Origin of the sequence: Pleionea sediminis, from assembly GCF_007570825.1 — a bacterium.
Lineage (GTDB): Bacteria > Pseudomonadota > Gammaproteobacteria > Enterobacterales > Kangiellaceae > Pleionea > Pleionea sediminis.
The window spans coordinates 881358-895995 of the sequence record NZ_SUNB01000001.1; the positions used below are offsets into that span (position 1 = coordinate 881358).

Below are 14638 nucleotides of genomic sequence, written 5' to 3' on the forward strand. Positions count from 1 at the left end.
GCCTCTATGGCTCCAAAAAAGCATTTGGGCTGATTGAAAAACGACGAGACAGTGCTCGAATGTGTCTCACTGTTAATGAGCGCTTTCCATTAAGAATTTCAGAAACAACACCTTGGCTTCCAACTTCTTTTAAATCAGACTGTTTAATCTTATGTACTTTCATTAAGTACTTAAGAGCAGACACACCACTGCCCACTTCATTAACAAGGAATTTCTCTTCGTATTGCTGAGCGGCGTGAGCCATTCCTTCAATTAAACCATTTAATGGGCTAGTCACTTCTTGACCAGTGAGGTTCATTGCCTCTTCCATTTGGTTAATGAGCGTTTCGTAATCACGCTCCGAGTCAGGACGCTGGATTAATGGCGCCACAGCATCCCAATGTTCTATGGCAGTTTGCAGTTTTTCGTTCATGTCACTTATTCCTTCAGCTATTAATTACATCACCCCAGGACGCACATCTTTGACCATGGCGACCTGAGCCGAAAAATTTATAATCGCTTTGAGTAGCAAAGTTGTTCCAGGCACTAGAAACCAGTATTCATTTCCTGAGTTGCGTATTTCAGCGAATGTTCGACGTAAAGCAATGTCGGACTGAAACTCAGTGAAATTCATGATCCGATACCAGCCATCCAGAGCTGTCTTGGAAGCCGGAAACTTCTCTTTAGCTTCTGCGAGACGGTGAGTAGCTACGACTTTCACTTTCAAGTTCTCCTTGCTCTATCTTCATCTCTCGATGAGAAGATGTTCGATGTTGATATTCATTATAAGACACGGATCGTCCCTAATGGAGCTACATTCAAAACTAATGTTGATAATTGTGAACCGTTTCATTATATACAAACCAGTATATTCGATATAATGTGAATTTTCCCCTAATTACGGTCTGCAAAGTCCGAATTCTGCACATCTAAGCGAAAACTTTGTTTATTTATCAGGCAATTAGAGCACTTCATTAACCATACCACGCCATCTCAGACCGATATATCATTAAAAGTACGCAGTTATCTCATAATGGTATTAAAACTACTGTCGAGTTAATTTAATGAATTTTATGTAGGTAATAATTAACTAATGGCGAGTGTGGAGATGGATTTAATTGAAAATGGCCAATAGTTCATCTGCATTGCGACGTTTGCTGCCATTACAACTTATCGTCCGTTTGACTGGAAAACTGACGATCTTAGCCCCTTGATACATTGCCCTGGTAATTTCATTCTCATGGTTTGAGACAACAACGGTGACATCACGATCAGACAACCTTTTTGCCTGGAACGCTAATCGCTCTTGATCGTGCAAAGAAAACCCATGTTTTGCATAGCTCGTAAAATAAGCTGTCGGAGATACAGGAACATAGGGCGGATCGCAATAAACGACGTGATTTTTTCTTGCCCGAAGCATGACCTTTTCGAAGTCCTGACATACGAAAGTAGCTCGTCGCGATTTTTTTGCGAAAAAACGCATTTCATTTCGAGGGAAATAAGGCTTCTTATAACGCCCAAAGGGCACATTAAAGCCTCCTTTTAAATTATAACGACAAAGTCCATTGTATCCGTGACGATTGAAGTAGAGAAAAAGCGCTGCTTTTCGTTCGGATGCATCTATATCATTGAATTCTTCACGTAATTCATAATATCGATTTGCCTGATTGTATCTTGGAGTGAAGAAACTCTGGCAATAATCGATAAAGACTTCACCTTCGTCTTTCAAGGTTTGGTAAAGAAGTATGAGATCTGGATTTATATCAGCCAATAAATAGCGCTCATATTCCGTATTTAAAAAAACTGCACCAGAACCCAAGAACGGCTCAATCAGCCTTTTGCCTTCTGGCAACTGCTTAGAAATACGATCAATTAAACGATATTTACCACCCGCCCATTTTAAAAACGGGCGAACTGACTCCCCAGAACGCAATGAAACCACCCAGACTTAATTTTTGTCAGAACTATACGAGATTTCATTAACAAATGCATGAAAAAAAGGTAAGTTTATAGCAATGAATCGGAAAGGGAACTCGAGGTGATCTTTTTAAGCGACAACACTTAAGTTGTCACCGCGCTCTGTTGAGTCGACAACGCCCAAATTACGCAAACGACCTTCGAAACGCTCTTTACTACTACTTCGAGTCTCGGCTTTCGCTTGTTGCTCTTTGAGCAAATCCGCTCTGGCATCAGCTTCAACTGCAGTCGCCTGAGCAGCAACACGTAAATCGGTTGAAGATGGATCGGCTGGGGCTAATGCAGCGCGCCGAACTTGCTGCATCTTCTCGATTGTTGCAGCAGGATCACCTGAAACTCGTGAAGTATCGATCGGAACTTCACCACCAACAGCATAACGTCTCCCATCGGGACCACGCTGAAAAGTATATGATGGAGCTCCAGCATACTGACCACCAACAGATGCGTGAGCCGCTTCGTGAGCTCGAACTTCTCGATCAGTTTGCTTAAGTTTTGTTAATTCTTGCTGCTCTCGCTGTTCAACTTCTTCCCTTTGACGCCTCTCAGAGCTTTCTTCACGCCCTTCTCGATTTCCGCTATTACCTTCATTATTTCCATCACTCCCTTTCTCCTGAACCTGGCGTTCTGCCGAAACATCATTATTTCGATTATCATTGGGCCTTACTTGCTGGGCATCTTCGGCTGAAGGTTTTAACTTAACATTCTCAGTGGGAGCTTTGGCTTCGGGCACGCGCTCAGCCAGACGCGCTTCTTTTTGAACCGCTTCTGTCGGAAGATTAGCTGTATTGACCGGTAAAGCGACCGGAGCTGGATTTATAACCACGCCATTACCTACTGCAATTGACCCTCAAACAGGCCATTGACGTAAGAGCTCTCAAGCCTTTACATCAATTATGCTACCTAAAACCTTATTTTGAGTTTCAATTGACTTAGCATTTGCTTCAGCATCACGCTCAGCAACTTGAAGTTCCACAAGGGGTTTGACGAGATCTTGTGTTCCTTCCTTTTTAGTACTGGAAGAAGCTATTTCTTGAGCTGCTTCTCCAGCTCTATTAACAGCATTTTGAAATCCGCCTAGTGCAGCGGAAAGACCATCTATTTGCATGTATACCTCTAAACTCATTTAGTACTCAGAAGAATAAAACTCATTCTGATTGATGCAGCTTCACCTTCTCATGAGTTATATCGGCAATATTTAGCTCATATTGAATTTTATTTGCTAATTTTTAATATCCTTTTGATCTTTAAATACGTTTTATGCTAAAAATCGATTATAAGCGATAATTCCCCAAACAATGGCTAGCAGCAATAGACTAACAAATACAAATGCAGAGCCTATGTCTTTCGCCCGACCCGACAAAACATGGCGCTCAGCACCGGTTCTATCGACCACCGCCTCAATCGCAGAATTTGCCAACTCAGCAAATAAAACCCAAAAGACACTAGAGATCAGCAATATCAATTCAATATGAGTTTGTGCTAACCAAAATGATGATGGAATGAGGATCAGTGCTAGAAGCACTTCCTGACGAAAAGCAGCTTCGTGTTTCCATGCAGCCTTAAGTCCTTTCATAGAATAGAAAAACGCATCAATGATACGCGAAATACCTGTTTTTCCGGGCTTTCCCATTGCGCACAACCTTGCTTGTCATGGAAATTTCAAAAAGACGTCATGTTAATGACACGTTTAAGACTCAAATTTACTAATGTCTACCGATAAGACGCAGTGCAAATTATGAATACATTTTTTGAAAGAATCCATAGTTTAGACACAAAAGCTTTTCTTTGGATTAACTTAAAACAAGGTTGCACCTACTACCGTTTGGTTCGCAATATTTCTCGCAGTGGCGATGGTATTCTTTATTTTGTTGCAGCAGTTTCAATTTTATTAATTGATCAACAAAACGGAACGTCATTTTTCGCTACCGCTGCCCTTGCTTATTCTATTGATGTTTTGTTGTATTTATTACTTAAAAACAAAATTAAACGTAATCGTCCGCAACAAAAACTTCAGGACTTTACAGCCTTAATCGAACCATCTGATAAATTCAGCTTTCCTTCCGGACACACCGCTGCAGCTTTTGTTTTTGCAACTCTGATTTTTCAATTCTACCCTCCATACGCAGCTGCGTTTTTTATTTGGGCAAGTTTAATTGGAATTTCCAGAGTATTGCTTGGTGTTCATTACCCTGGCGATATTTTAGCTGGTATTCTGTTAGGAACATTAAGTGCAATATCGTCCGTAAAATTAATTCAACAAGCATTTCTAATGTGAGACTGTATCTTTAATGAAGATTTTATATGGTGTTCAGGGAACAGGGAATGGTCATATAACTCGAGCGCGAGTTATGGCTGAAGAGTTCAAAAAGAAAGATATTTCGGTAGACTGGGTATTTTCAGGACGGCCTGACTTTGATTATTTTGATATGGAATGTTTTGGTAACTATCGTAGTTTCCGTGGACTGACTTTTGTCATTGAAAATGGCAGTATCAATTACACCAAAACAGCAATGCAACTTCAATTTCGGAAATTTTTCAACGATGTAAAAAGTTTAGACTTAACTGATTACGATTACGTTATTAATGACTTTGAACCTATTTCTGCATGGGCTGCCAGACGCCAGAAAAGGCTTTCAATTGGAATTTCGCATCAATCCTCGTTTTTATACAATATACCTAAAGAGGGAAACAACCTATTTACCGATCTGGTAATGAAGTGGTTTGCACCTGTCGATCACCCTATTGGTGTTCATTGGCATCACTTTAATAGCCCTATTTTACCTCCAATTATTAATCATCAATTTGCTGAGTCAACTGTCGAAAATCACATTTTAGTTTACTTTCCTTTTCAGTCTTTGCAGCGATTAATAGCATTACTTAAGCCGTTTACTGACTATCAATTTTATATTTATCACCCTGTAGAAAATGCATTTGACGAAGGAAACATTCATGTCCGAGCACTATCAACAGAGAGCTTTAAAAAAGAACTCCAGAAAACCTCAGGTGTAATCTGTGGTGCCGGCTTCGAACTTCCTAGTGAAACTTTACAGCTCGGAAAAAAGCTATTAGTGCAACCTGTAGGTGGTCAAATGGAACAACGCTCTAATGCAAAAGCACTTCAAGAACTGGGGCTCGCATCAGTTAGTAAGCAGTTTAATCATGAAGAACTAAGTGCCTGGCTACTAAATCATCAAACCAAAAAATTTAACCTACCAAATACAGCAAAAGCCATTGTTGAGTGGTTAGTCTACGGTGATTTGAATAACTACAATGCACTCGTAGATTCACTGTGGCAACAAACTCAAATCGCGACTCTTGAACAAAAAAGGGCTTCAACAACATTAGTAAATTAGAACTTTTACAGGGAATCACAATTAGGCTCTATTTTTATAGCAAATACCAATTCCAAACCGTTTTTTATTGTTTTAATCAATATAAAATTCTTTTTTTACCCGAGATTTTCACGGTTTCTTATATTTTTTCTATACTGGAGATACGATTATTCCATTTTTGCAATAATCGGCGATTGATCACAGACACGAGAGGGCCTCCTATGAAACCATTGGTTGATTGTTCGACTCACGACTATTTTGAGATCGCATGCATGTATCGATATGATTTAAATATCATCTCTAAAGAGCATGCTGAAATTAACGGAAAAGCAATCGATATTCGAATCATTGATGACAGAGAGTTTTTAATTCTCGACTCTGACGGCTGTCAATTGAAAATCGAAATCAACCAGATAAAGTCAGTCAATGTGCTTTCACCTCATGCCAGGTTTGAAAAAATAGCGTGCTAGCGAGTCTTAAATTAGTATGAGCTGAACATGGACACAGAGTACCTTAAGTGCTCTATAATTTGGATTCAGCGATATTTGTTTAAGGCGTACGCTACTATGGCTTCAAAGTACAAAATGGAGTTGTATACGGTTTTCCTTTTGTTAGGTCATACTCTACTCACCACATCAACACAGGCCAGTGAAATATTTAAGTGTCAACTTGATAACGGCAAATTGAGTTTTCAAGACAGCCCCTGCCCTGATTCTGCCAAAGAAGAAAAAATTATTTACGAATCCGAGAGCAAAAAAGCAGTTTCGGTTTCCGAAAGCATTCTTGGCAAATGGTGTCAAACTGGAATGAGTAAAACAATGGGCGGTAATCTAAATCTGTCCAAGTCTGCACAATGGAATTTCAAAAACCAAAATCAAGTATCTGTGGTTTATCTATCAAATATTGGCAATGCCTCTCATCAAGAAAAATTCTTTCAATACATTCTTCAAGACACAACAATTAAAATAGAGAACAATTATTTGGGCAACTGGGAAATTATGGAGCAATCAGAAAAAGTTATGATAATACAAAAAGCTTCGAGTAAAGAGTACGCACATCTGAAACGCGGTGACTGCTAAAAAAAAAAGGCCCTTTCGGGCCTTGGGAAAATTGGGAGTGTATGCTTATAATTATTATAATACTTCCGAACTCTTCAGACTGGCTTCTAGCTGTGCCCACTTATTCTTTTCTTTCGATACGTACTTCATCCATTGCTCAGCCATCTTCTTCACTTTATTGTGTCCCTTTGCATTAGCAAAATGATGGTTTGACTCATCAAAGTTCTTTAAATTGAAATGCGCCATCCCAAGTGCAATGCTGACATTTCCGGGATGTTTTAACTCTCCTTTTGCAAATGCTTTTTCACCGTATTGGATTGTCTCGTGCCAACGCTCCATATTAACAAACACTTCGGCAAGTCGAGCATAAGCATTACCATCTGAAGACAGTTTCGCAGCTTCCTTTAGAACAGGAATGGCTTTATCAAACTCCTTTGCAACCATCCAAGCCTGAGCTAGAAAATCCAAATTTTTGACATTGCTTTCTAACTTTTCTTCCTTGAGTGCTTTTCCCATTAATTGGCCTGCTTTGTAAGGTGCACCATTAAGATAATATAATTGAGCAAGACTTTTTAATTCTTTTGCCTCAGTCACAAAACCTTGCTGATATGCAGCCTCCATAACGGCCAGTTGTTTTTCTTCTGCACCAATTTCTCCATACATATTACCCAACTCAATCCAGTATTTCGGTTTTGGATAAAGACGAACTAGGTCTTCTGACACCTCAGTTACTTTTTTAGGTTGTTTTAATTCGTAGTGAGTAGCCCTTTTAAGAATTAGTATATTCTCATTGGGATTTTTTCCAGAACCCTTCGCTAACGAAATAGCTTTATCGATGTGTTTTAGTGATTTTTTATAATCTTTTTTGGCATAAAAAGCATTAGCCAACAAAGATTCACTATTCGCATCACTTCCTTCATTCAATGTTGACCATCGATTAATATACATTATCGAATCGTCAAACTTTTCTTGCTGCATGCTCAATTGTGCTAATGCATACAAAGTAGATTTTTCTAAAGCCTCTGGAATAGGCTTCTGCTCTATAACCTTCTTAAAAGAATTTATCGCTTGGTTCATGTGACTTTCGCCATAATGAATAAACGCTTTAAAGTTATACACCATGGCTGACTCATACGAATTAAGCTCATCAATTCGATTTTCCATTTTTTGAAGTATTTCGATTCCTTCCTGTGTTTTCTTCTCGTCAGCTAACTTCTGAGCTTGACTCAATTGAGCATAAACTCTTTGCCTTAAAGCAGGTGTTCGGCGTTTTTTCTTTTCTGCTGAGTAAGTCATTCCCGCATACTCAGTGATACCCACCATATTAGTTACAACCGGTAATCCGTAAGCAAACATCGACAAAACAATTATTCTGACGAATAGCTTATTAGTTAAACCAAAGTTCATAAATCACCCCGCTATCGACTTATTTTGAAAGTAATTTGGTTTTGTACGCCAGGCACAGAAACCGCTTTACCTTCAACCATTCGAGGTTTGTATTTAAACTTCATAGCTGCATCAATCGCAGCACGATTAAATATCCCCTCGGGCTCAGCTTCAACCACTTTAGGATTTGATACAGTACCTTTTGGAGTTACTGTGAATTCTAAAATGACATACCCCTCAATGCCTCGAGAAAGAGCACGCCTTGGATAAACAGGAGCGACTTTGACGATAGGCAAATATTCGGCATCACTTGCATTGAGTGACATACCTTGTTGTAGTTGATTATTTGCACCGATATCAGGAGCAAACGCAAAGCTTTCAGATGAGTCCACCATGTCGGACTGATCCATCTCTGGTTGCGGCATATCCGGTGGCGGCTCTTCTGGCTTTGGCGGCTTCTTAGGCTTTCGTTCTTTCTTTTGAACCGATTCGTCTTTCTGAATTTCAACGAATTCTAGATTGCGCTTTTCTGGCGCCTCCTCTAGTTCAAGATCACCACTTTCAATAAGTGCTCTCATGGTGAAGAACAACGCCGCAGTAACTACTAAAGCTATAATAACTGCGTTGATGTATCTCATAGTAATCAGTTCTCCGCTGCCAGTGAGACATCAAAAACGCCCGCTGCTCGAGCAGCATCCATTACCTTTACCAGAACTTCTGTTGTCGCCTTTTTATCGGCCTGAATAACAACCGACCCCTGAGGGTTTTCTGCATGTAATCTCTCGATATTGGCTTGTACACGCTCTGGATCAATTCGGCGTTTATCGATCCAAATTTCATTCATTGGGCTAATCGCTACCAATATGTTTGCTTTTTCTTTCGATTGAGCGGTTTTCGCCTCTGGCCGATTAACTTCAATTCCTGATTCCTTTACAAAGGACGCAGTAACAATAAAAAATATCAACATAATAAATACAACGTCTAACATCGGCGTCATATTAATTTCAGAATCTTCGTCTTCTTCAAAAATTTTCGCAAAAGGTTGTCGCATAACCATCTCCTCTAGAAAATAAGTTAAATATCAATTTAATGATCAAGTATTAACTTATCTTCGAGTAATTCTGTTTCTCGTTTCGCAGTACGTTTTAAATAACTCACAGCAAATACACCTGGTAAAGCACCTACCATTCCAGCCATTGTAGGAATAGTCGCTTTTGAAACACCCGATGCCATAGAGCGCGCATTTCCCGTACCCGATAACGTCATAACATTAAACACTTCAATCATTCCGGTAACCGTACCCAGCAATCCCAGTAATGGGCATAGAGCGACCATAGCCTGAATCGTCGGCAAGGATTTATTCAAACTCAATCGAGCTCGAGAGATCATGGCGATGCGAATTTGCTCTGCATTCCAAGACTCTCGATCGGATCGCACTTTCCAAGCATTAACCACTTGCTTTCGGTACGTACGGTACCCAAACCACATGTATGAAAGGCGTTCTATAATAAAAATCCACATAAAGAAAATTAGAACACCAATATAAGTGAGTACCGGTCCTCCGGTTTCGAAAAAAGCTCGAATACCATCTATAGACTCAGCAATAAAATTCACCGTTAAGCTCCTTGCTCCGCGCGCTCGGCAATAATGCCTGCGCTTTGTTCTTGCAAGATATGAACGATATTTTTACTGCGTGTATTCAACCAGGTGTAAAGCAGAACTGTCGGAATTGCGACAACCAGACCAAGTACCGTTGTTACTAGAGCTTGAGAAATACCTCCTGCCATTATAGTGGGATCACCTGCGCCAAAAAGAGTGATCTTTTGGAAGGTAATGATCATACCCGTAACCGTACCTAATAAACCAAGCAACGGAGCAACAACAGAAATAATTTTAATGAATGTAATGCTACGCGTGATTTTTGGAAGTTCCTTTAAGATTGCCTCGCTTAACTTTAGCTCTAAAGTATCAACCGCAACACTTGGGTATTTCTCTTTAACTTTAAGTATTCTACCTAAAGGATTATTCTCATTAATCGTGTCGCTTTTTAATTGCTGCTTAACTTTCTTCTCAACGATAAAGAGAGAAACAAATCGCTCTAACGCAATTAATAATGCAATCAAACCAAGTGCAAGAATTATGTAACCAGGAAGACCACCTTGATGAACTTGCTCTTCAGTAGTTGCAGACTGAATTAGTAACTCTAAAATTCTTCCAGCAGTAGGATCAATAGCAACACCAACCAACTCTCCTTGTGCGTTTTGTAAATCTTCTGTAGTCGACGTAAAACGACTCGACGGCTGACTCGCTAGCGCAACAACGGACTTAGACTCAGGATCGTATGAAAGATACTCACCATTACTAACAATATTGAACGTTCCAACACGAACTACTTCTTGTGTTTGCTTTGGACCATTGGTTGGAATGACTTCTATTTGAAACCGAGCAACTTTTCCAGATTCAATAATTTCTCGTTGCATTTCAAACCAAACACGCTCAATTTCTTCAATTGAAGCTAACTTTGATGATGAGCCCATCTCTTGAGCTAGATTGCTCAAAAACTCAGCTCTTCCTGGATACTGAATTGAAACTAATGAATTATCGATTTTACTAGAAGCATCGCCAGCGACTTGTTGAAGCACGCCAAATAATTCTTTCAATGACCCCATTCGTGCATCTAAAGCAGTATTTAAGTCGGCAAGCTGAGCTTCATTCTTCTCGTACTCTGTTTCCAGAGTCTCAGACTGCGCTAACGCTCCATCTCGCTCGATAATCGCTTGCCCTAACAATTGATCTTGTTGAGCTCGCTTATTAATAAAAGCTTTTTCTCGTTGAGTATTTTCTTGAGACTGCTTGTAAGTACCCTGCTCAAGTTTTTTTAGTAATGTATCTAAGTCGAGCTTCTCTGCAGCGAAAACTGTAGATGCAGTCAGACTCAATACTAATATTCGAATTAACTGTTTCATTATTTCAACCACCTAACTTTATTCTGCAGAAAATACGGGAACGGTTAGCATATCGGGAGCCATCTGCTCACGAGCCATTTTTATACCGTTTGATATCTTGGTTGAATAGCTACTATCTAAAGCCTGCCATTCACCCGCACGCTGATTCCAAATACCTTGAGTTTTCTTATCTTTTGTCTGATAAATCAAAGCAACGCGACCAACACGTAAAAAGTTAACAGGTTGCTCTTCACCATTAATAGGGTACAGCCCTTCGTAAGCGTTCAAGGTACGGCCATAATCAAGCTCAATTTGATAAGCTTCGAGCACTTGTCGAAATTTTTCAGAAACAGATACGTCTGCTCTATCCATGGTAGACTTGAGTCTATCAACGCGATCCATTCGCTTTTCTTTTTGGAAAGGAATATCTAAACTTATAAACTCTTCCAAACCACTAATCATTCGTAGCATCAATGGCGTAATTTGTCGCTCAATGATACTAACTTTATCGATAGAAGCATTAAGTTGCTCCATTTCTTTAATCTGATTTTCAATCTGCTTACGAAGCTGAGCGTTATATATTTTTAACCCTTCAGTTTCTTTGTTCACAGATTTAAACTTTTGAAGTTTATCGTCGATTTGATCGCTAATTGAATCAATTTTCTTTTGCGACTTGGCTGCAAGCTCATTAATCTTTGAGCTTTTCTCAATAACAGGTTCAAGTGTTTGAGAAAACACTGAAGATGCAGCAAGCAATCCGACAAACAAAGCGGATAGTTTGATCATGTTTCACTCCCAATACATAACTTACACATTAATTTCAGGTCGAATACCTGAGCGCCATAAAAATTGGCGAATCCCAAAAAGAACGATTCGTTAGAGGATTTTACTTACACCTACCGGAGGTGTAGCTTTTTCTGAGTGAAACTTCATAACTGGGAAAGTAAATTAGTTCCTAAGCACTCAACCAGTAGATGTAAGTAAAATCCTCAAAGCACCGCTAATAGATAACGAGATTTCCGTTATCTGACGGCGATGATAAGGCTGGAATGTGACGGATATATGAACGCTTTGTGACATCTCGATTAAAAATAACGCAACCAAAATGACACATAATTGTCACAAAAATGACTTTAATGATGAATAACAATTACTTGTTTGAAAAAAGAGAGAGTCATTAAACGAACTCTCTCTCGAACTAGCCTTTAAAAATTTGTAGAAAAACTCACTGAAACTTCGGTACCAGGATCTTCTCTTAAAATCGTTACACCTTCTTGAACAATTTCTTTTTCCTCATCAAGAATGTTTTTAATGCGGACCTTGACGGTACTGTCATAAGTTGCATACCAGGTATAAACTGCGTCAAGAGAATTGAAAGACTCTTCTTCGCCATCTTCAAATCCATTTACACCAGGAATAATAATTCGGGGGCCGAAAACATTATAAACTAATGTCACAGAGTGATTGTTGTCAAGAGAATCCCACCCGAGTTGAAGGTTAACTACCCACTCTGAGTGACCGATAAGTCGGCGCTTGTTATTTGTGATAACTTCCGTAACACTTTGGTCAGTGTTTAACGCTTCCGCTAGTTGTTGCTCAAACAAACTAACACCTGCGCTATTGAGTCCGATATCTACTTCTGAGTCGGATAACGTTACGTTTCCATTAACAAAGAAGTTTGCATAATCGTCACCAATAAATGAAAGATCTTTCATAAACTCAACTTCAATACCGAAAAGTTCGCCAGACTCAGCATTTGCAGTAAGAAGTTGTGGCGCACCTTCTGTTGCACTAGGCAATTCTATTTGCTCTATAGGCCGGTCAATATCTTTAGCGAAGAATGCGACAGAAAGATTTTCACCAGTAGGCATATACCATTCCCAGCGAACATCAAAATTACTGACACTAGAACTTTGCAATGAAGTTGAACCACGAACCAAAAACTCAGTTAAAGGATCAATATAGAAAGTCGTCGATATATCACGAATATCAGGTCGAATAGCGGTTTCTGAGTAATTGAATCGCCACTGAGTTTCTGAGTCAACAATGTAAGTTGCTGCCAACGAGGTGAATATATCATCTTCTTTAAAGATCAAACCTTGGATTTCTTCGTCTTCAACGGAGAAGAAGTCGGTGTGAGGTTGAAATGGAATTGATACCTGGCGGAAATCTTCCCAACGGAACCCACCGGTAAAACGCCAGTTCTGTCCCATCTCATAGTCTACCATAAAATAGGCCGCATCAGACATTGTTGCAGCAGCATACTTATCACCGTCCGAAGTCGTATCTTCAAAATCAATATCAAATAACGGATCGTTAATATTGCTCGTAGAGAAAATATCGCTGTAATCCGACCCTTGCAGAAATTGATTTGGAATCGCAAAATTTTGAATATCTAAAGTGACCGCGGTAGCCTGACGTTCCTTTTTATTAAAGTCTGCACCGGCTTTTAATAGCAAGTTATAGTCACTGCCACCAAAAGGCAAAGAAACATCAAAACCGTAACTTTCGCCATCATCTTTCAAAAACTGCCAACCATAAGTAGTATTTGAGTCACGAGCAATCTGTTCAGTTCTCGATCCGTTGTCTGAGATGTCAACGCGAAAGGTCGTCTCAAAGGCACCAGGGGCTTCACGCATTGTTCGGTTGTCACTGAAATACCAGTCAACGCCTAAGTTATTAAACTCAGGAAAATTGTGAAGGCCTTTTAATTGTTGAGAGTAGAGCTCCCGCTCTTCATACAATACATCAACTTTTCTACGCTCTTCCTCTGGCTCATTGATCGTATTGGTTGACTCAAACAACCGGTCTCGCAAACGATCCCGCGTGTCACGAAGATATATATTGTTAAACTCAAGTTTGTGGTTATAACCATATTCCAAACCGAAGTTGATCATCGAACTAACGCGCACGTTATGCTCTGTTGAGTGACCATCGGCAAATTCATTAATTCGAATTTCACCACCCGAACGAGCTAAGTTATTCACGTTTCTTTCATTAGAAACTTTCCATTTGTTTTTATAGGCTCCAGTCGCTAAAAAACCAAACCGAAAGTCATCGTTTAAGTCGTAACTGTTACCGTAGGTAATTCCAAATCCATAATTGGGATCGACCGACTCATAATTAGCACTGTAATTACGATTTAAAGAACTCATTAATGACACAGCTTCTTCTTGAGATAAGCCATCAACACCATCATTATTCAATAATTGACTAAGCTCTCCTGGTAGCGCTCGAGTACCGTCATCTGTACCGACAGAGTCACGCGAGCCGCTGCCACCGTCATACCAAGGAGTGGATGATTGATTTGAATTCCAGCCTAATTCCCCACTCACTTTAAAGACTTCTTCCTGCGGAAGAGACTTTGTCCGTATATCAACATTCCCGCCACCAAAGTGAGCAGGCATATCAGGCGAAAAAGATTTTTGAACGTTCAAACTTTCAATAATCGACGAGGGAAATAAATCCAAGGGCATAACCGTTCTTGTTGGATCAGGACTTGGAACTTGCATTCCATTTAATTGCGTACTCGAGTATCGCTCACCCAGTCCGCGAACATAAATAAATTTACCATCGACAAGGGTCAAACCTGTAACACGGCGAAGCGCTGCCGCCGCATCGCTATCTCCCGTTCGAGAGATTTGTTCAGAGCCCATAATATCAGCAACAAACGCTTGTGACTTTCGTTCTTCAATTACCGCTTGAGCCGATCCTTGAAGTCGACTCGCTTCGACAACAACTTCTTCTATTGCCTCGTCAGACTCAGTTTGCTCCTGCTGAGCAAAAGCATTAATCGAAACCCCTGTTACTAATGCAAAATATACTGCACGAGAAACTTTATTAACTTTTGTATTAAACATGGTTAACTCCATACAGCCATCTTTAACCTTCTAAATAGAGATTTTTATTTGATGAACTGATTGACTGTTACAAAGAAAGGTAAGATGCAAATGCACCTTAC

Annotated in this window: 17 protein-coding genes; 4 read left to right on the plus strand and 13 right to left on the minus strand. The window is 39.8% G+C overall.

The window, feature by feature from the left end:
* Window positions 1-4 precede the first annotated feature (4 nt).
* The 6 genes from FAX86_RS03465 to FAX86_RS03490 form a co-directional block, all read right to left on the minus strand.
* Window positions 5-412, minus strand: a complete 408-nt coding sequence (locus FAX86_RS03465) for a helix-turn-helix domain-containing protein (protein ID WP_144391936.1) — start codon at window positions 410-412, stop codon at window positions 5-7.
* Between the two features lie 24 nt (window positions 413-436).
* Window positions 437-700: a type II toxin-antitoxin system HigB family toxin gene (locus FAX86_RS03470; protein ID WP_144391937.1), complete on the minus strand. Its 264-nt coding sequence runs from the start codon at window positions 698-700 to the stop codon at window positions 437-439.
* A 393-nt stretch (window positions 701-1093) separates the two neighbouring features.
* Window positions 1094-1912: a Dam family site-specific DNA-(adenine-N6)-methyltransferase gene (locus FAX86_RS03475; RefSeq protein ID WP_246128491.1), complete on the minus strand. Its 819-nt coding sequence runs from the start codon at window positions 1910-1912 to the stop codon at window positions 1094-1096.
* A 114-nt stretch (window positions 1913-2026) separates the two neighbouring features.
* On the minus strand, window positions 2027-2779 hold the full coding sequence (locus tag FAX86_RS03480) for a putative metalloprotease CJM1_0395 family protein (RefSeq protein ID WP_246128492.1): 753 nt from the start codon (window positions 2777-2779) through the stop codon (window positions 2027-2029).
* 51 nt (window positions 2780-2830) lie between these two features.
* Complete coding sequence (locus FAX86_RS03485) at window positions 2831-3079, minus strand: hypothetical protein (RefSeq protein WP_144391939.1); 249 nt, start codon at window positions 3077-3079, stop codon at window positions 2831-2833.
* Window positions 3080-3211: 132 nt separating this feature from the next.
* Complete coding sequence (locus FAX86_RS03490; RefSeq protein WP_144391940.1) at window positions 3212-3586, minus strand: diacylglycerol kinase; 375 nt, start codon at window positions 3584-3586, stop codon at window positions 3212-3214.
* Window positions 3587-3691: 105 nt separating this feature from the next.
* On the opposite strand from FAX86_RS03490, the gene FAX86_RS03495 reads away from it, so the two are divergent.
* The 4 genes from FAX86_RS03495 to FAX86_RS03510 all read left to right on the plus strand — a co-directional run bounded on the left by FAX86_RS03495 (window position 3692) and on the right by FAX86_RS03510 (window position 6367).
* The gene (locus FAX86_RS03495) at window positions 3692-4231 is read left to right on the plus strand and encodes a phosphatase PAP2 family protein (RefSeq protein WP_144391941.1); all 540 of its coding nucleotides are present in this window, start codon (window positions 3692-3694) and stop codon (window positions 4229-4231) included.
* A 13-nt stretch (window positions 4232-4244) separates the two neighbouring features.
* Entirely contained in the window at window positions 4245-5309 is a 1065-nt protein-coding gene (locus FAX86_RS03500; RefSeq protein ID WP_144391942.1) for an MJ1255/VC2487 family glycosyltransferase, read from the plus strand.
* A 200-nt stretch (window positions 5310-5509) separates the two neighbouring features.
* Window positions 5510-5758, plus strand: a complete 249-nt coding sequence (locus tag FAX86_RS03505; protein ID WP_144391943.1) for a Rho-binding antiterminator — start codon at window positions 5510-5512, stop codon at window positions 5756-5758.
* Window positions 5759-5854: 96 nt separating this feature from the next.
* A complete protein-coding gene (locus FAX86_RS03510) occupies window positions 5855-6367 on the plus strand; it encodes a DUF4124 domain-containing protein (RefSeq protein WP_164503442.1) in 513 nt (170 codons plus the stop codon).
* A 54-nt stretch (window positions 6368-6421) separates the two neighbouring features.
* Here the strand turns inward: FAX86_RS03510 and FAX86_RS03515 are convergent, their stop codons facing one another.
* The 7 genes from FAX86_RS03515 to FAX86_RS03545 all read right to left on the minus strand — a co-directional run bounded on the left by FAX86_RS03515 (window position 6422) and on the right by FAX86_RS03545 (window position 14537).
* Complete coding sequence (locus FAX86_RS03515) at window positions 6422-7753, minus strand: tetratricopeptide repeat protein (protein ID WP_144391945.1); 1332 nt, start codon at window positions 7751-7753, stop codon at window positions 6422-6424.
* Between the two features lie 11 nt (window positions 7754-7764).
* On the minus strand, window positions 7765-8370 hold the full coding sequence (locus FAX86_RS03520) for an energy transducer TonB (RefSeq protein ID WP_144391946.1): 606 nt from the start codon (window positions 8368-8370) through the stop codon (window positions 7765-7767).
* Between the two features lie 5 nt (window positions 8371-8375).
* A complete protein-coding gene (locus FAX86_RS03525) occupies window positions 8376-8783 on the minus strand; it encodes an ExbD/TolR family protein (RefSeq protein WP_144391947.1) in 408 nt (135 codons plus the stop codon).
* Between the two features lie 35 nt (window positions 8784-8818).
* On the minus strand, window positions 8819-9346 hold the full coding sequence (locus FAX86_RS03530) for a MotA/TolQ/ExbB proton channel family protein (RefSeq protein WP_144391948.1): 528 nt from the start codon (window positions 9344-9346) through the stop codon (window positions 8819-8821).
* A 2-nt stretch (window positions 9347-9348) separates the two neighbouring features.
* Window positions 9349-10698: a MotA/TolQ/ExbB proton channel family protein gene (locus tag FAX86_RS03535; protein ID WP_205859097.1), complete on the minus strand. Its 1350-nt coding sequence runs from the start codon at window positions 10696-10698 to the stop codon at window positions 9349-9351.
* Between the two features lie 18 nt (window positions 10699-10716).
* Window positions 10717-11463 (minus strand): DUF3450 domain-containing protein, encoded by a 747-nt coding sequence (locus FAX86_RS03540; protein ID WP_144391950.1) that lies wholly within the window; start codon window positions 11461-11463, stop codon window positions 10717-10719.
* A gap of 419 nt (window positions 11464-11882) precedes the next feature.
* Entirely contained in the window at window positions 11883-14537 is a 2655-nt protein-coding gene (locus FAX86_RS03545) for a TonB-dependent receptor plug domain-containing protein (protein WP_144391951.1), read from the minus strand.
* Between the last annotated feature and the right edge of the window lie 101 nt (window positions 14538-14638).